Source organism: Kocuria sp. CCUG 69068, from assembly GCF_020833785.1.
GTDB lineage: Bacteria > Actinomycetota > Actinomycetes > Actinomycetales > Micrococcaceae > Kocuria > Kocuria rosea.
This window is the reverse complement of sequence record NZ_PDDL01000002.1, coordinates 36,293-52,172: the sequence shown is the minus strand read 5'-3', so window position 1 is coordinate 52,172 and position 15,880 is coordinate 36,293. Positions and strand designations below refer to the sequence as shown.

The window sequence follows — 15,880 nt, the reverse complement described above, 5'->3', positions numbered from 1 at the left end:
TTCCTCAGGGGTCGGGCCGGGTGGGGGCGGTGGGGTCGGACGGCTCGGGCCGGGACGGCGGCCAGCCTAGTGCAGGGCGCTGGGCGTTGACTGGACGGGGCGCGCCCGCGGCGCGGCTCAGACCACGGGGGCGTCCCCGTGGGCCCGCCCCGCGGTGTCGCGCTCGCCGAGGGCGGCGATCAGGGCGTCGGCCTCCGGGTGCGCCACGGCGAACGGGTCCTTGCACAGCACCGTGCGCCGGCCGCGGTCGTTGACCTTCAGGTGCACCCAGTCGACGGTGTACTCGTGCCCGGACGCGAGCACCGCCTCGATGAACCGGCCGCGCACGGCGGCCCGCGTGGCGGGCGGGGTGCGGGCGGCCTCCTGGACCCGCTCGTCGGGGACGAAGGTCGCGGCCCGTCCCCGGCGCTGCAGGAGGTTGAAGAGCCCCCGCTCCGGGGCGGTGTCGTGGTAGGCGAGGTCCAGCTGCGCCATCCGGGGCGCGGAGAGGTCCAGGTCGTCGCGGGCGGCGTAGCCGTCGAGGAGCTTCTTCTTGATCGCCCAGTCGATCTCGGTGTCGATCGCGGAGGTGTCCTGGCGGGCCACGGCGTCCAGGGCCCGCTCCCACAGGTCGAGCACCCACGGCACGCGGTCGTGATGGGCCCCCTCCCGGTCCACGAACCGGCGCACGGACTCCAGGTGCTCGTGCTGCAGGTCCAGGGCGGAGCGGCGCGTGCCGTCGGCGAGCAGGACCGGGCGGGTGCCGGTGAGGTCGTGGGAGACCTCCCGCAGGGACCGGACGGGGTCCGCCATGGTGCGGTCGGGCAGGATCTGCCCCGCCTCGATCATCCGCAGCACGAGGTCGGTGGTCCCGATCCGCAGCGCCGTGGTGGTCTGGGACATCGTCGAGTCGCCCACGATGACGTGCAGCCGGCGGTAGTGCTCGGCGTCGGCGTGCGGCTCGTCCCGGGTGTTGATGAGGGGCCGGGAGCGCGTCGTGGCCGAGGAGGAGCCCTCCCAGATGTGGTCGGCGCGCTGGGAGAACGAGTAGCTGGGCGTCCCGGCGTCGTCGCCCATCCGGACGGCGCCGAAGTCCTCGGGCCCGGCGGGGTGGACCCTGCCGGCGCCGACGAGCAGCTGGCGGGTGACCAGGAACGGGATGAGGATCTGCACGAGCCGGGCGAACTCGGTGCGCCGGGAGATCAGGTAGTTCTCGTGCGAGCCGTAGGAGTTGCCGCGCGAGTCCACGTTGTTCTTGAACAGGTACAGCTGCCCGCCCACCCCCTGCTCCGCCAGGGCGTCCTGGGCCTGCCGCCGGAGGTCGTCGACGATCAGCTCGCCGGCCTTGTCCTGGGCGACGAGGTCCTCGAGCGTGGCGCACTCCGCGGTGGCGTACTCGGGGTGGGAGCCCACGTCCAGGTAGAGGCGCCCGCCGTTGGGCAGGAACACGTTCGAGGAACGGCCCCAGGCCACCACGGGGCGGAAGAGGGTGCGCGCGGCCTCCTCCGGGCTGAGCGGACGGGCGCCCGGGGCGCTGTGGGTGAGGCCGAACTCGGTCTCGACCCCGTAGATCCTGCGGTCCATGGGGGCTACTGGCCGCCCTTCTGGACGAAGCCCTTCACGAACTCCTCGGCGTTGGACTCGAGCACGCCGTCGATCTCGGCGAGCAGGTCGTCGGCGCTGGTCGCGCTGGTCCGGGACTGGGCGGTGGGTGCCGTGGGGGCGGGGGCTCCGGGCTCGGGGAGCTCGGACTCCTCGCGGCGCTGGGCGCCGGTGCCGAAGATGCGTTCCTGGGCCATGACGGGGTTCCTCCTGGGGATGGTGGTCGGGGTGCTCAGCCGAGGGAGCCGGTGTGCACGAGGGCGGGTCGGGCGGTGGCGAGGGCGCGGACGAGGTGCTCGGCGTCGGGTGCCGCGCTCAGCAGGGGGTCGACGTCCTCGCGGGTCAGCTCGAGCGGCTCGGGCATCGCGATCCGCGCGCCGCGGCGGACGCCGGGCAGGGTGAGCGAGACCGAGTCCCAGTTGGCCGTGAGGACGTCGTCGGGGAAGCGGGTCATCAGCCGGCCGCGGAACCACGCCCGGGTGTCGGCGGGGGGCAGGCCGGCGGCGCGCTCCACCTCCTCGGCGGTGAAGATGGTGCGCATCCGGCCGGCCGCGACCAGCCGGTGGTGCAGGCCCTTCTCCGGGCGCACGTCCGCGTACTGCAGGTCGATGAGCGTCAGGCGCGGGTCGTCCCAGGCCAGGCCGTCGCGCTCCCGGTAGCCCAGCAGCAGGGCGTGCTTGGCGACCCAGTCCAGGCGGTCCGCGAGGGACAGGGGGTCCGTCTCGAGGGCGTCGAGGACCTCCGCCCACAGCTCGAGCACCTCGCGGGTGTCCGGGTCGGGGCCCCCGGTCGCGTGCTCGTGCGCCCGGGCGGCCTCGAGGTAGAGACGCTGCAGCTGGACGCCCGTGAGCCGCCGGCCGTCCCGGAGCAGGACGGTGGTGGTCAGCCCCGGGTCGTGGCTGATCGCCTGCAGGGCCGCCACCGGATCGGCGAGGGCGACGTCCGGGGCGGCACCGGCCTCGATCAGCCCGAGGACCAGGGAGGTGGTGCCGAACTTCAGCAGGCTCGAGGTGTGGGAGAGGTTGGCGTCGCCGATGATGACGTGCAGGCGCCGGTGGCGGGTGCGCTCGGCGTGGGGCTCGTCGCGGGTGTTGACGATGGGACGGTGGACGGTGGTCTCGAGGCCGACCTCGCGCTCGAAGAAGTCGGCGCGCTGGCTGATCTGGAAGCCCGGGCGCCCGCCGCGGTCCCCGATGCCGACGCGACCGGCGCCGCACACCACCTGGCGGGAGGCGAAGAAGGGCAGCAGCCCGGCGGCGAGGGCGGCGAAGGGCACGGCGCGGGGCACGAGGTAGTTCTCGTGGGCGCCGTAGGAGACGGACTTGTTGTCGGTGTTGTTCTTGTAGAGGTTCACGACGTCGAGGCCGGTCGTGGCGGCGCTCGCGGCGATCGCCCGGACCGCGTCGAGGGCCACCCGGTCCCCGGCGGCGTCCCAGAGGACGGCGTCGCGGGGGGTGGTGACCTCCGGGGAGGAGTACTCGGGGTGCGAGTGGTCCACGTAGAGGCGGGCGCCGTTGGGCAGGACGGTGTTCATCACGACCTGCCGCCAGTCCAGGGACTCGGCGTGGGACCCGATCTCCCGGAGGGCCTCGGCGGCGACCTCCTCGGCCGTGAGCACGGGCGCGACGTCGGTGAGCTGCGAGGGGTCGGCCTGGTCGCGGGGGACGGTGAAGCCGCGGGCGTCCTCGAGGGGGGTCTCGCCGTGGTAGTCCCACCCTGCGGCGGTCCGGGACGCGCCGAGGCGGCGCCGCACGAGGGCGGCGTAGGTGGTGACCACCTGGCTGGAGAGCACGGTGGCGTTGGCGTGCGGGTTGCCGGTGGCGAGCACGCCGAACTCGGTCTCGGCGCCCATGACGCGGCGGACGCTCACGCGGGCTCCTCCCCCGGGACCGGTCCGGCCGGCGTCGGTCCGGTCGGCGCCGGGGCGTGGCGCCCGCCGGGGCCTGCCGGGTGCGGGTCGCGGTGCAGGACCACGCGCAGGTCGGTGATGGTGTCGCCGCGGCGCCCCGAGATGCGGGCCCAGTCCTCCGGGTTGGAGGTGTTGGGCAGGTCCTGCTGCTCGTGGAACTCCTCGTCCACCGCGCGGACCAGGTGGTCGCGGCCCAGGCCGCGGACCCCGGTGGTGAGCAGGTCCTTGATGGCCTGCTTCTTGGCCCGGTCCACCACGTTGCGGATGACCGCCCCGGAGGTGAAGTCGCTGAAGTAGAGGGTCTCCTCGGTGCCGTCCCGGTAGCTGAGGTGCAGGAACCGGGTGCCGGGGCTCTTCTCGTACATCCGGGCCACGGCGGCGTCCACGAGGGCGGCGACGGCCCCGGCGCGGGAGCCGGCGGCGTCGACCTCGTCCTGGCGCAGCGGCAGGTCCTCGGTGACGTAGAGCCGCAGGATCTCGGCGGCGCCCTCGGCGTCCGGGCGGTCGATGCGGATCTTCACGTCGAGCCGGCCCGGGCGCAGCACGGCGGGGTCGATCATGTCCTCGCGGTTCGTGGCGCCGATGACGATGACGTTGTCCAGGCGTTCCACGCCGTCGATCTCGGTGAGCAGCTGCGGGACGATGGTGGTCTCCACGTCCGAGGACAGCCCGGAGCCGCGGGTGCGGAACAGGGAGTCCATCTCGTCGAAGAACACGACCACGGGGATGCCGCGGGCCGCCTGCTCGCGGGCGCGCAGGAAGATGGAGCGGATCTGGCGCTCGGTCTCCCCCACGTACTTGTCCAGCAGCTCGGGGCCCTTGATGTTGAGGAAGTAGCCCAGGGCCTTTCCGCGCCCGGCGCGGTCCGCGGCGCGCTCGGCGAGGGAGCGGGCCACGGCCTTCGCGATGAGCGTCTTGCCGTTGCCCGGGGGCCCGTAGAGCAGGATGCCCTTGGGCGGGGTGAGCCCGTGCTCGCGGTAGAGCTCGGGGTGCACGAAGGGCAGCTCGACGGCGTCGCGGATCTGCTCGATCTGGGGGCCGAGGCCGCCGATGTCGTCGTAGGAGACGGCGGGGACCTCCTCGAGGACGAGCTGCTCGACGTCGGAGCGCTCGATGGGCTCGAGGGCGAAGCCGGTGCGGTGGTCGATGGAGACCGCGTCGCCGATCTCCGGGCGGCTCCGGCGCAGGAGCCCGGAGAGCAGCAGGACGCGCTCCTCGTCGGAGCGTCCCACGGTGAGGACGCGGTCGTGGTCGACGATCTCCTTGACGGTGGCGATCTCGCCGGTCTGCTCGTAGTCGAGGACGGCGCCGACGGTGTAGTTCTGGTCGAGGAGGACCTGGCGGCCCGGTTCGCAGGCGGCGAAGCTCACGAGCGGGCTCAGGGCCACGCGCATGCGGCGCCCGGCCACGAGGACGTCGAGGGTGCGGTCGGTGACGGCGGGACCGCTGCCCGTCTGCTCGCCGACCGGGGTGCGCCCGGGGTTGACCTGCAGCACGGTGCCCTGGCTCAGGGGCGGGACCAGGTCGTTCTCGAGGGCGCGCTTGAGCTGGGCGATCTCGGTGCGGGTCGCGTCGAGGAGCCGGACGAGCTTCTGGTTCTGGGTGCCGGCGGCGGCGAGCTGCTTGTCGAGGGCGCGCTTCTGGTCGCGCAGGATGTTGACCTGCCGCTGGGCGTTGGTCAGGGCCCGGCGGGTCTGCTCGGCGTCCGCCGGTCCGGTGCCGGCCGGTCCGGTGGTCTGCTGCGGGGAGGTCTCGTTCACGGGCGCTCCTCGTGGGGGTGCTCGGGTGCGGGAGCCGGTGCGGCCTCGGGCGCGGACTCCGGCGCCGGTGCCGGCGGGGGCGTCGTGCCGGGGGTGTCGGCCGGCGCGGTCGCGCGGGCGGCGCGCTCGGCCAGGCCGAGGGCGTCGCGGCCGGCGCGGCGCAGCTTCTTGTCGGTGACGTCCCGCTCGCCGAGGGCCACGGGGGTCCAGGCCTGCAGGTCCTCCTCGCTGTACTCGGACTTGGAGGCCCGCCGCTTGGGCGCCAGCCGCTCGGAGCCGTCGGCCAGCCGGCGGGCGGAGAGCAGGAAGCCGGTGTGGGCGACCATGCGGTGGTCCGGGCGCACGGCCAGGCCTTCGACGTGCCAGCCGCGGACCATGGTCTCGGAGGCGTCGGGCTCGGTGAAGCGGCCGTCGGCGCGCATCGCCTCGGCGGTGCGGGAGAGCTGGGTGACGGTCGCGACGTAGCACATGACCACCCCGCCGGGGGTCAGGGCCGTGGCCACGGCGTCGAGGCACTCCCACGGGGCGAGCATGTCGAGGACCACTCGGTCCACGGAGCCGGGCGCCTCGTGCTCGCCGAGCTCCTCGGCGAGGTCCCCGATGCTGATCTGCCACGCGGGGTGGGGGCCGCCGAACATGGTCTCCACGTTGCCGCGGGCGATGTCGGCGAACTCCGCCCGCCGCTCGAAGGAGTGCAGCCGGCCCTCGTCGCCCACCGCGCGCAGCAGGGAGATGGACAGCGCGCCGGAGCCGACACCGGCCTCGACCACCCGGGCGCCCGGGAAGATGTCGGCCATCGTGACGATCTGGCCGGCGTCCTTGGGGTAGACCACCGCGGCGCCGCGCGGCATGGACAGTACGAAGTCCTTGAGCAGCGGGCGCAGGGCCTGGTACCGGAACCCGGCGGAGTTCTCGACCACGGTGCCCTCCGGGCGGCCGATGAGCTCGCTGTGGCTGAGCACGCCGCGGTGGGAGTGGAACTCGCCGTCGTCCGCGAGCGTGACCGTGTTCATCCGGCCGCGCTCGTCGGTCAGCTGCACGCGCTCCCCGGCCCGGAAGGGCCCGCGCCGGTTGGCGGCGCCCCGCGGGGACGCGGGGGCGGGGGCGGCGGTGTGGTCAGCGGTTCCGGTCATCGGCTCACTCTCGGGGCAGGGCGTGGTCTGGTCTGGTCGTGCGGGGGCCGGCGGAGGCTCCGCCGGCCGGGGGTCCTCCCCCATTGTGTCACCGCGGCGCGGGGGGCCGGGGCGGGGGCCCGGCGTCAGCCGGCGAGCAGGCGCTCGAGGGCGGCGGTGCGCAGCACGCCCACGAGGGCGCCGTCGGGTCCCGTCACCACGTAGTGGGGGTACTCCCGGGCGGCGACGGCCCGCAGCAGGGACTCCTCGCGCAGCCCGGCGTCGAGCACGGCGTCGGCGGGCAGGTGCTGGAGCACGGACGTCAGCGGGGTGTCGGCCCGCCGGGCCGGGGGCACGGCGTCGGCCGCGGCCGGCAGGAGCAGACCGACGACCTGCCGGTCCGGGGAGACGGCCAGCACGTGCGGGACCGGGCCGCCCGGGGCGGCGGCGCGGGCGAGGTGGTCGGTGACCAGCCGGTCGGTGTGGGCCAGGGAGACGCCCTCCGGCACCGCCACGGCGGGCTCGGCCAGCGCGGCGGCGCTGACGCCGTGCACGCGGGACAGGACCGCCGCCCCGCGCAGGGACGCCCCGGCGCCCTGCCACATGAAGCCGGCGATGAGGACGACGAGCACGAGGGCGACGGGCTGGTTCCACAGGCCCGTGACCCCGGCCCCGACGACGAGGCCCACGGCGAGCAGCCGGCCCGTCCAGGCGGCCACCACCGTGCCGTGGTGCTCCCGGCCGGTGACCGCCCAGACCAGGGCCTCCACCACCCTGCCGCCGTCCAGAGGCAGGCCCGGCAGCACGTTGAAGACGCCGACGATGAGGTTCGCCCACGTGGTGAGGTCGAGCAGCACCCAGCCGAGCGTGGGCGACGGCTCCCCGGTGCGCAGCAGCGTCCAGCCGGCCAGGCCGAGCGCGAGGTTCACGGCCGGTCCGGCCAGCGAGACCGCGGCGGAGGCCAGCGGGGTGCTGCGCACGTCCCCGAAGTGGGTGTGGCCGCCGAGCAGGCTGAGCACGATCCGGCCGGTGGGCCAGCCGAAGGCCCGGCCCGTCCAGGCGTGGGCCAGTTCGTGCAGCAGCACGGACAGGGCCAGGGTCAGGGCGAAGCCCAGGGACGCGGCGTAGTTGAGCGCGCCGAGCCGCGGGTAGGCGGTCATCAGCACGGGGGTGTAGAGGAGCACGGTGACCGCGGCGATCACGAACCACGACCAGGAGAGCGTGATGGGCACCCCGCCGATCCGGCCCAGGGGGATGCCCTCGCTGCGGGGGCGGCTCACGCGCGGGCCCCGGCCACGATGCGGCCGAGGTCCTCGGGGCCCACGCCGGCGAGGCTCGGCAGCACGAGGTCGGCGCCGGCGTCGTCGAGCGGGACCATGTTGGGCACGCCCACGGTGAAGATCCCCGCGGCGGTCGCGGAGCGGATGCCCGTGCGGGAGTCCTCGACGGCCACCATGCCGGCGCGCGCCAGCGGCCGGCCGGCGCGCTCGGCGAGACCGGCGGCGCCGATCCGGTAGGGGTCGGGGGCCGGCTTCGCCGGGTGGCCGAGGTCGCCGGTGACGACGACGTCGAAGACGCCCGGGCCGCCGAAGGCGTCGAGGACGACCTCGGCCAGGGGCGCTTCGCTGCTGGTGACCAGGGCCAGGGGCACGCCGCGCTCGCGCAGGGCGGCGACCAGCTCCGGCGCCCCCTCCTTGTAGACGACCCGCTCCCGGGTGCGGGCCGCGACCCGGCCGATGAGCCGGTCCACGATCTCCCGGACACCTAAGCGCACCCCCTGGCGCTGGAACACGGCGGCGGCGTCCTCCAGCCCGGTGCCGACCATGGCCAGGGCGTCGGCCTCGGTCCAGGTGCCCCCGTGGGAGCGGACGAGCTCGATCTCGGCCTCGATCCAGTACGGCTCGGTGTCCACCAGGGTCCCGTCCATGTCGAACAGCACGGCGGTGGGCAGGACGTCGTCGGGGGACGCGGACGGGAGGCTGGACATGGCCTCCATCGTAGTGGCCGCAACACGGGGCCCCTCGTGCCGGGGCCTCTTGCCGTCGATGTCCCGGCGCGTAGTGTGGGTTCCGTGAGCAACAACTTCGACGAGACGTTCCCCCGCCCCCAGGCGGGGCCGTTCGGCGTGGTCCGCGAGGACGGTGACCAGGAGCGCGTGACCGTGCTGGTGGCCGCGTTCGAGGGGTGGAACGACGCCGGGGACGCCGCCACGGACGCCGTGCAGTTCCTGGCCACCCACTACGGGGCGAAGGACGTCTTCGAGGTGACCTCGGACGACTACTACGACTACCAGTTCTCCCGGCCCCTCGTGCGGCGGGGGGCGACCGGCGACGTGAAGATCGTCTGGCCCACGACCCGGCTCTCCACCGCCACCGTGCCCGGCACGAACCTCGACCTCGTGCTGCTGCACGGCTGGGAGCCCTCCTACCGGTGGCGCTCCTTCACCGCGGAGTTGCTCGAGCAGGCGACCCTGCTCGACGTCGACTTCGTGGTGATGGTCGGGGCGCTGCTCGCGGACGTGCCGCACACCCGGCCCATCCCGGTGACCAAGACCTCGGACACCGCAGAGCTCCAGGACGAGCTGGGCATCGACTCCTCCCAGTACGAGGGTCCCACCGGGATCGTGGGGCTGCTCTCCCACATGGCCTCCCTGGGCGGGTTCCCCACGGTCAGCCTGTGGGCGGCGGTGCCCCACTACGTGGCGCAGTCCCCCTCCCCGAAGGCCGAGCTGGCCCTGCTGCGGGAGCTCGAGGAGCTGCTCAGCATCACCCTGCCCCTGGACGCCATCGCCGAGGACGCCGAGGCGTGGGAGCGCGGGGTCAACGAGCTGGCCTCCGACGACCCCGAGATCGCCGCCTACGTCCAGCAGCTCGAGGAGGCCAAGGACACCACGGACCTGCCCGAGGCCACCGGGGACGCGATCGCCAAGGAGTTCGAGCGCTACCTGCGCCGCCGCCGCGACGAGAAGTGAGCGGCGCCGGCGCCCGGTGACGGGGACCGGGCGACGGAGGGGCGGCACCCGGTCCCGGGTGCCGCCCCTCCGTCGTTCCTGCGCCGTGTCGTTCCTGCGCCGTCCGGCGGGACCGGGCCCGCCGGCGGGCTCAGAGCTCGATGCCGAGCCGGGCGTCCACCAGGTCCCGGACCAGCCGGGCGTCCGCCCCGCAGGACCCCGGGGTCCCGGTGGTCAGGGCGTCGGCGGCCCACGCGTCCAGCGCCGCCAGCGCCGCGGGGGCGTCCAGGTCGTCGGACAGGGCGGTGCGCACGGCCTGCAGCAGCGGGGCCGCGCTGCCCTCCGGGGCCACGGCCAGGGCGCGGCGCCAGGCATCCACGCGGGCGACGGCGCCGGCCAGCACGAGGTCGGTCCAGAACCAGTCGTCGGTGTAGCGGTGGGCGAGGATCGCGGTGCGGATCACGGCGGGATCGACCCCCTGGGCCCGCAGCGCGGAGACGAGCACCAGGTTGCCCTTGGACTTGGACATCTTCTCCCCGTCGAGGCCGACCATCCCGGTGTGCAGGAAGTGCCGGGCCATGGGCCTGCCGGTCAGCGCCCAGCAGTGGCCGGCGCCCATCTCGTGGTGCGGGAAGACGAGGTCCGAGCCGCCGCCCTGGACGGTGAACGGGGCGGGCAGGTGCTCCAGGGCGATGAGCGAGCACTCGATGTGCCAGCCGGGCCGCCCCGGGCCCAGCGACGCGCCGTCCCAGGCGGGCTCCCCGGGGCGCTCCGCGCGCCACAGCAGCGGGTCCAGCCGGTGCCGCTTGCCCGGGCGCTCGGGGTCCCCGCCGCGCTCGGCGAACAGCGGCAGCATCTGCTCGTGGGTCAGGTGGGAGACGTCGCCGAGCACCCACGCGTCGTCGTCGTCGGTGGGCAGCGCGCCCGCGGCCTCGACGTCGAAGTAGACGTCACCGTCCGGCTCGCCGTCCCGGCCCGCCACCCGGTAGGCGAGGTCGCGGGCCACGAGGCGCTCGACGGCCGGCACGATCCAGCCGACGGCCTCGGTCGCGCCCACGTAGTGCTGGGGCGGGAGGACGTTGAGCGCGCTCATGTCGGTGCGGAACAGCTCGGTCTGCTCGGCGGCCAGGTCACGCCAGTCCACGCCGGTGGCCGCGGCCCGCTCGAGCAGCGGGTCGTCCACGTCGGTGACGTTCTGCACGTAGTCCACCGGGGTCCCCGCGTCCAGCCAGGCGCGGTGCAGCAGGTCGAAGGCCACGTACGTGGCGGCGTGCCCCATGTGGGTGGCGTCGTACGGGGTGATCCCGCACACGTAGAGGCTCGCCCGCTCCTGCCGGGGCAGCTCCACCCGCCGCCGCAGCCGGGTGTCCTGCACGACGGGCAGGGCCGCCTCGCCAGGGAGGTCGGGAACGGGTCGGGCGGACCAGGCTTTCATGCTCACCTCGGGTGGTTCGGGGATCGGACGACGGCCGCGGGGCCTCACCCAACCTACCGGACCGGCCGCCGCCCCCGATCCGGAGGTGACGCAGGGCTCAGGCGCTGATCACCCCGAGGCCCAGGAGCACGAAGATGGCCAGGCCCAGGGCGATGCGGTACCACACGAAGATCGTGTAGCTGCGGTTGGAGATGTAGTGCATGAACCAGCCGATGATCACGTACGCCACCACGAACGCGATGCCCGTGGCCACGAGGGTCTCGGTCATGCCGTAGGGCCCCGCCTGCGGCTGTCCCACGGACTGCGCCAGCTTGTACAGTCCCGAGGCGAACACCGCGGGGATGGCCAGCAGGAACGCGTAGCGGGCCGCGGCCTCGCGCGTGTAGCCCATCAGCAGTCCCGCCGTGATCGTGCCGCCGGACCGCGAGACCCCCGGGATCAGGGCCAGCGCCTGCGCCAGCCCGAAGAGCACGCCGTGCTTGACGGTGAGGTCGTCCAGGTGCCGGGCCTGCCGGCCCACCCGGTCCGCGACCGCAAGGATCACACCGAAGACCACCAGCATCGTGGCCGTGATCCACAGGGAGCGGAACTCCGTGTCGATGTAGTCCTCCAGCAGCAGCCCGAGCACGCCGATGGGCAGGGAGCCCAGGATGATCAGCCACCCCATCCGGGCGTCGGGGTCCGAGCGCTCCACGCGGCCCACCAGGGACAGGGTCCACTGCTTGAGGATCCGGACGATGTCCCGCCAGAAGTAGATGATCACGGCGGTCTCGGTGCCCAGCTGCGTGATGGCCGTGAACGCGGCGCCGGGGTCGGCGCTGTTGGGCAGCAGCTCGCCCACGATGCGCAGGTGCGCCGAGGAGGACACGGGGAGGAACTCGGTCAGGCCCTGGACGAGGCCGAGAATGATGGTTTCGATCCAATTCACCCGGCCACCCTACGGCACGCGCCGCGCCGGGGACGGCGGGACAGGCCCGCACGCGGCAGGAACGGCCCGCCGTGCGGGCCGTTCCTGCGGGTGCGGTGCGGGGGACGGGGCTCAGCGGGCGGAGCGTGCCCCGTCGGCGTCGTCGAGGTCCTCGTAGTCCTCCTCGTCGACGAGGTCCTCGTCGAGCATCTCGTTGTCCTCCAGGAGCTCCTCGTCGTCCTCCGAGTCGTCCTCGTCCTCGTCGTCGTCGGAGTCGTCGTCGGAGTCGTCGTCCGAGTCGTCCTCCTCCGCGAAGACGGTCAGCGGGGTGACCTCGTCGTAGGCGTCGTAGAGCGCCTCCTCGTAGGCGTCGAAGGCGTCGGCGATGGCGATGTAGGCGCCGTCGACGGCCGGGTCGTCGTCGCTGCGCCGGTTGGACGCGGCGACGAGGTGTTCTTCGAAGGCGCTCACGAGGGCCTGCAACGCGGCACGAGGGTCATTGCTCATGGAGTAGACGTTAGCGCTATTCCGTGCAGAATGGGGACCGATGAGAGAACAAGTCCGGACCAGCTCGGCCACCCTCACGAGGGACGCCGACCAGCGCTACGAGTACCTCCTGCTGACCGTGGCGCCGCACGAACCGCTCGGCGACGCGCGGGCCCGGATCAGCGAGCACGCCGAGTACGGCAAGTGGGAGCTGACCCGTTCCGTGCTGCTCTACGGCGGGACCCGCAAGTACTGGCTGCGCCGCCGGGTGATGCGCGTGGAGCGCACCGTCTGAGCCCGGGACCCGTCCCCGCCGGCGGGGCTCAGCCCCCGATCGGGCCCAGCAGAGCCTTGGCCACGGCCGCGTGCACGGACTCGTCGTCGGACGGGTGGTAGATCCCGGCGAGCACGTCCCGGTACAGCCGTTCCAGCTCCCCGCCCCGGGAGTACTGGGCCCCTCCCGAGCTGCGCATCGCGAGGTCGACGACCCCGCGGGCCGCCTCGGTGGCCCGGTGCTTGACCCCGGAGAACAGCAGGAACCAGCGGGGGCCGTGGTCCGGGGCGCCGGCGGTGCCGAGGGCGTCCACGTCCGCGGTCAGCCGGAGCAGCTGCAGCTCCACCCCGTCCCGCAACAGGGCGGCCTCGGCGATCCGTCGGCGGACGTCGGGGCGCTCGGCGCGGGGCGCTCCCCCGCCGCGGGACCGCCGGATGCCGGCGATCTCCACGGCCAGCTCCACCGCACGGTCCGCGATCCCGGTGTAGACGGCGGCCAGCAGCAGCTCGAAGCAGCCGAAGACGCCCCACACCACCGGGTCCGGGTTCGGGCCCACCGGGGTGCGGGTGAGCACCTGCTCCGCGGGCATCGGCACCGAGCGCAGCACCGTGGTCCGGGACTGTGAGGCCCGCATGCCCATGGTGTCCCAGTCGTCGAGGACCTCGATGCCCTCCGCCGCCCGGTCCAGGAGGCCGAAGACCAGCGGCGTGCCCTCCTCGGCGTCGTCGCGGGCGTGGACGATCAGCCGGGTCCACACGGGGGACAGCGAGGTGAAGATCTTCGTGCCCGTGATCCGGTAGCCGTCCGCCACGGCCACCGCGGTGGTGTCGGAGTCGAAGAGCACGGAGTCGTTGCCCGCCTCGGAGATGCCGAAGGCGAAGATCTCCCCGGCCGCGGCCAGCTCGAAGATCCGCTCGGCCCGGGCGTCCCCGCGCAGGCGCAGGGTGTGCGCCACGCCCACCAGGACGTGGTGCATGTTGATGCCCAGCGCCGTGGCGGGGGCGGCCGCGGCGAGCCGCCGCTGCGCGGCGACCGCCTGCTGCAGCGTGAACCCGAGGCCGCCCCGGTCCCGCGGCACCAGCATCAGCGGATAGCCGATCCGCACCAGGTCCGCGAAGTCCTCGTCGAAGAACCGGTTCTCCCGGTCGTAGCCGGCGGCGCGCTCGCGGAACGTCGCCAGCAGGTCGTCCGGGAGCAGGGTCTCGGGCACCAGGTCGCCGGCCGCCCGGTCCTCGGGGGCCTCGGCTCCCGCAGGTGCGGGTGCGGGTGCGGGTCGTGCGGTCGCGGGCTGCGGTCCGGTGGCGGGGTGCATCTCGCTCCTGTCGGCGGTCGTCGGGGTCGTGGGTGCTCCGGCGGTCGGGCGGACCGGGGTGGGAGGGGCCGGTGGCCGGTCAGTACCGGGTCAGCAGCCGGTGCAGCACGCGGGAGCCGAACTCCAGGGAGTCCGTGGGCACGCGCTCGTCCACGCCGTGGAACATGGACGGGAAGTCGAGCTCGTCGGGCAGGCGCAGCGGCACGAACCCGTAGCCGGTGATGCCGAGCGGGTCCAGGGACTTGTTGTCCGTCCCGCCGGAGAGCATGTACGGCAGCACGACCGCCTCGGGGTCCTCGGCGTGCAGCGCGTCGACCATGGCGTCGACCACGGTGCCGGAGAACGGCACCTCGAGGGCGATGTCGTCCGACTCGAACTCGAAGGACACCCCGTCCCCGGCGAGCTCCGCGAGCTTCGCCAGCACGATCTCGCGCTGGCCCGGCAGATAGCGCACGTCCAGCCCCGCCTGGGCGGAGCCGGGGATGACGTTGACCTTGTAGCCCGCCTCGAGCATCGTCGGGTTCGCGGTGGTCTGCAGTGTCGCGCCCACGAACCGTGCCACGGAGCCGAGCTCGGCGAGCAGCCGCTGGGGGTTCTGGGGGTCGAACTCCACGCCCGTCAGCTCGGTGACCGAGTCCAGGAACGCCCGGGTGGTCTTGGTGAGCTCCACGGGCCACTGGTGCTCGCCGATGTTGGCCAGCGCCCTCGAGAGCCGGGTGACCGGGTTGTCGTCGTTGATCTGGGAGCCGTGCCCGGCCGTGCCCTGCGCGTTGAGACGCAACCACATGAGGCCCTTCTCCGCCGTCTGCAGCAGGTAGGCCCGCCGGCCGCCGATGGTGGCCGAGTACCCGCCGACCTCGCTGATGGCGTCGGTGACGCCGTCGAAGAGACCGCGGTGGTGCTCCGCGATCCAGTGCGAGCCGTACACCATGCCGGCCTCCTCGTCGGCGAAGAAGCCGAAGACGATGTCCCGCCGCGGCCGGTCCCCGGTGCGCACCATGTGGCGCAGGACCGAGATCATCATGGCGTCCATGTCCTTCATGTCCACGGCACCGCGGCCCCAGATCATGCCGTCCCGGATCTCGCCCCCGAACGGGTCCACGGACCAGTCCGCGGCGATCGCGGGCACCACGTCCAGGTGGCCGTGCACCAGCAGGGCGTCGGCGGAGGGGTCGGTGCCCTCGATCCGGGCGAAGACGTTGGCGCGGCCGGGCGCCGACTCCAGGACGGTCGTGGCGAGACCGACCTCCTCGATCAGCCCGGCCACGTACTCGGCGGCCCGCCGCTCCCCCTTGGCGTCGCCGCTGCCGTAGTTGGAGGTGTCGATGCGGATGAGGTTGCGGCAGATCTCGACGGTCTCGCCCTCGGGCGACGACGCCGCGGCCGCCGCGGCGGGAACGGTCTGAGGATCGGTCATGGCGGTCCTTCCTGGGGTTCCTGGTGGGCGGGTGGGGTTCAGCGGACGGCGGTGTCGCGGCCGGGGTAGCTCAGCAGCACGAGGCGTCCGGACTCCTCGACCACGACGACCTCCTCAGTCTCCCCGGGAGCGTCCTCGGGGGCGACCTCCAGCCGGTACCCCTCGGCGGTCTCGACGGCCTCGCCCTGGACGGCGAGCGTCTCGTAGCGGGAGGTGTCCGGGTGCCGGCGCTCGAGGTGGACCCCGCAGTACTGGGAGCTGCCCTCCGTGACCCGGTGCACGAAGTCGTGGGACAGCAGCTCGCAGGCGCCGTCCCAGTCGCGCTCGGCCATCGCGTCGACGAACGCCCGGGTGGTGCCCTCGGGCGTCCCGAGGTCGGGGCCGCACCCGGTCAGGCCGACGGCGGCGGCGAGGACGAGGCACAGCCGCAACGGGGCCCGGACGCCGGTGGCGCGGGTGGCGTGGACGGTCATCGGGCTCCTTCTCCGGGCGTGCGCTCCCAGCCTATCGTCACCGGCACCGGTGCGTTCGCCGCGCGGACGGGGTGTGAACCGCTCACCATAACCACGGGAATTCCGGCCGTCCGGTTCATTCCGTGATGTCGTCGTTATTCTCCTGTGATAGACGAAACAATTTCACACACTTCCTATTTGCAATGGGAATTCCCTAGCCTTTCCCTGGGCGCCTTCCCCAGCCCAATCTGTCTCGTCGTCCGGCCGGACGACGATAGCCCCCCG

Annotated in this window: 15 protein-coding genes; 2 read left to right on the top strand and 13 right to left on the bottom strand. The window is 73.8% G+C overall.

Going from position 1 to position 15,880, the window contains the following annotated elements; genetic code table 11:
• Window positions 1-117: 117 nt before the first annotated feature.
• From pafA to CRM73_RS00785, 7 genes are all read right to left on the bottom strand, one after another.
• Window positions 118-1,563 (bottom strand): Pup--protein ligase, encoded by a 1,446-nt coding sequence (gene pafA / locus CRM73_RS00815; protein ID WP_229586441.1) that lies wholly within the window; start codon window positions 1,561-1,563, stop codon window positions 118-120.
• Window positions 1,564-1,568: 5 nt separating this feature from the next.
• Window positions 1,569-1,778 (bottom strand): ubiquitin-like protein Pup, encoded by a 210-nt coding sequence (locus CRM73_RS00810; RefSeq protein ID WP_017833510.1) that lies wholly within the window; start codon window positions 1,776-1,778, stop codon window positions 1,569-1,571.
• Window positions 1,779-1,813: 35 nt separating this feature from the next.
• On the bottom strand, window positions 1,814-3,451 hold the full coding sequence (gene dop / locus CRM73_RS00805; RefSeq protein ID WP_370658507.1) for a depupylase/deamidase Dop: 1,638 nt from the start codon (window positions 3,449-3,451) through the stop codon (window positions 1,814-1,816).
• Window positions 3,448-5,250: a proteasome ATPase gene (gene arc, locus CRM73_RS00800; RefSeq protein ID WP_115162662.1), complete on the bottom strand. Its 1,803-nt coding sequence runs from the start codon at window positions 5,248-5,250 to the stop codon at window positions 3,448-3,450. Before arc ends, dop begins: the two co-directional genes overlap by 4 nt.
• Window positions 5,247-6,383 carry a tRNA (adenine-N1)-methyltransferase gene (locus tag CRM73_RS00795; RefSeq protein ID WP_109244329.1) on the bottom strand — a complete coding sequence of 379 codons (1,137 nt, stop codon included), beginning with the start codon at window positions 6,381-6,383 and terminating at the stop codon, window positions 5,247-5,249. Before CRM73_RS00795 ends, arc begins: the two co-directional genes overlap by 4 nt.
• Window positions 6,384-6,508: 125 nt before the next feature.
• Window positions 6,509-7,642, bottom strand: a complete 1,134-nt coding sequence (locus CRM73_RS00790; RefSeq protein ID WP_109269371.1) for a site-2 protease family protein — start codon at window positions 7,640-7,642, stop codon at window positions 6,509-6,511.
• Window positions 7,639-8,349 carry an HAD family phosphatase gene (locus tag CRM73_RS00785; protein WP_035923916.1) on the bottom strand — a complete coding sequence of 237 codons (711 nt, stop codon included), beginning with the start codon at window positions 8,347-8,349 and terminating at the stop codon, window positions 7,639-7,641. Before CRM73_RS00785 ends, CRM73_RS00790 begins: the two co-directional genes overlap by 4 nt.
• 75 nt (window positions 8,350-8,424) lie before the next feature.
• On the opposite strand from CRM73_RS00785, the gene CRM73_RS00780 reads away from it, so the two are divergent.
• On the top strand, window positions 8,425-9,333 hold the full coding sequence (locus CRM73_RS00780; protein ID WP_017833504.1) for a PAC2 family protein: 909 nt from the start codon (window positions 8,425-8,427) through the stop codon (window positions 9,331-9,333).
• A gap of 130 nt (window positions 9,334-9,463) precedes the next feature.
• Here CRM73_RS00780 and mshC read toward each other — a convergent pair whose 3' ends face one another.
• The 3 genes from mshC to CRM73_RS00765 form a co-directional block, all read right to left on the bottom strand.
• Entirely contained in the window at window positions 9,464-10,747 is a 1,284-nt protein-coding gene (mshC, locus tag CRM73_RS00775; RefSeq protein ID WP_126346318.1) for a cysteine--1-D-myo-inosityl 2-amino-2-deoxy-alpha-D-glucopyranoside ligase, read from the bottom strand.
• Between the two features lie 97 nt (window positions 10,748-10,844).
• Window positions 10,845-11,675, bottom strand: a complete 831-nt coding sequence (locus tag CRM73_RS00770) for an undecaprenyl-diphosphate phosphatase (RefSeq protein ID WP_017833502.1) — start codon at window positions 11,673-11,675, stop codon at window positions 10,845-10,847.
• A gap of 111 nt (window positions 11,676-11,786) precedes the next feature.
• A complete protein-coding gene (locus CRM73_RS00765; RefSeq protein ID WP_229586437.1) occupies window positions 11,787-12,161 on the bottom strand; it encodes a primosomal protein in 375 nt (124 codons plus the stop codon).
• A gap of 40 nt (window positions 12,162-12,201) precedes the next feature.
• On the opposite strand from CRM73_RS00765, the gene CRM73_RS00760 reads away from it, so the two are divergent.
• Window positions 12,202-12,435: a DUF5703 family protein gene (locus CRM73_RS00760; RefSeq protein ID WP_017833500.1), complete on the top strand. Its 234-nt coding sequence runs from the start codon at window positions 12,202-12,204 to the stop codon at window positions 12,433-12,435.
• Between the two features lie 28 nt (window positions 12,436-12,463).
• Here the strand turns inward: CRM73_RS00760 and CRM73_RS00755 are convergent, their stop codons facing one another.
• The 3 genes from CRM73_RS00755 to CRM73_RS00745 form a co-directional block, all read right to left on the bottom strand.
• Window positions 12,464-13,726, bottom strand: a complete 1,263-nt coding sequence (locus tag CRM73_RS00755; RefSeq protein WP_229586432.1) for an acyl-CoA dehydrogenase family protein — start codon at window positions 13,724-13,726, stop codon at window positions 12,464-12,466.
• A gap of 79 nt (window positions 13,727-13,805) precedes the next feature.
• Window positions 13,806-15,143 carry a M20/M25/M40 family metallo-hydrolase gene (locus CRM73_RS00750; protein ID WP_017833811.1) on the bottom strand — a complete coding sequence of 446 codons (1,338 nt, stop codon included), beginning with the start codon at window positions 15,141-15,143 and terminating at the stop codon, window positions 13,806-13,808.
• 38 nt (window positions 15,144-15,181) lie between these two features.
• Complete coding sequence (locus CRM73_RS00745; RefSeq protein WP_229586430.1) at window positions 15,182-15,616, bottom strand: hypothetical protein; 435 nt, start codon at window positions 15,614-15,616, stop codon at window positions 15,182-15,184.
• Between the last annotated feature and the right edge of the window lie 264 nt (window positions 15,617-15,880).

Bases quoted from the DNA above. Each gene is read 5' to 3' on its own strand.
- pafA (WP_229586441.1), bottom strand. From the start codon at position 1,563: ATGGACCGCAGGATCTACGGGGTCGAGACCGAGTTCGGCCTCACCCAC.
- CRM73_RS00810 (WP_017833510.1), bottom strand. From the start codon at position 1,778: ATGGCCCAGGAACGCATCTTCGGCACCGGCGCCCAGCGCCGCGAGGAG.
- CRM73_RS00795 (WP_109244329.1), bottom strand. From the start codon at position 6,383: ATGACCGGAACCGCTGACCACACCGCCGCCCCCGCCCCCGCGTCCCCG.
- CRM73_RS00785 (WP_035923916.1), bottom strand. From the start codon at position 8,349: ATGTCCAGCCTCCCGTCCGCGTCCCCCGACGACGTCCTGCCCACCGCC.
- mshC (WP_126346318.1), bottom strand. From the start codon at position 10,747: ATGAAAGCCTGGTCCGCCCGACCCGTTCCCGACCTCCCTGGCGAGGCG.
- CRM73_RS00765 (WP_229586437.1), bottom strand. From the start codon at position 12,161: ATGAGCAATGACCCTCGTGCCGCGTTGCAGGCCCTCGTGAGCGCCTTC.
- CRM73_RS00760 (WP_017833500.1), top strand. From the start codon at position 12,202: ATGAGAGAACAAGTCCGGACCAGCTCGGCCACCCTCACGAGGGACGCC.
- CRM73_RS00755 (WP_229586432.1), bottom strand. From the start codon at position 13,726: ATGCACCCCGCCACCGGACCGCAGCCCGCGACCGCACGACCCGCACCC.
- CRM73_RS00750 (WP_017833811.1), bottom strand. From the start codon at position 15,143: ATGACCGATCCTCAGACCGTTCCCGCCGCGGCGGCCGCGGCGTCGTCG.
- CRM73_RS00745 (WP_229586430.1), bottom strand. From the start codon at position 15,616: ATGACCGTCCACGCCACCCGCGCCACCGGCGTCCGGGCCCCGTTGCGG.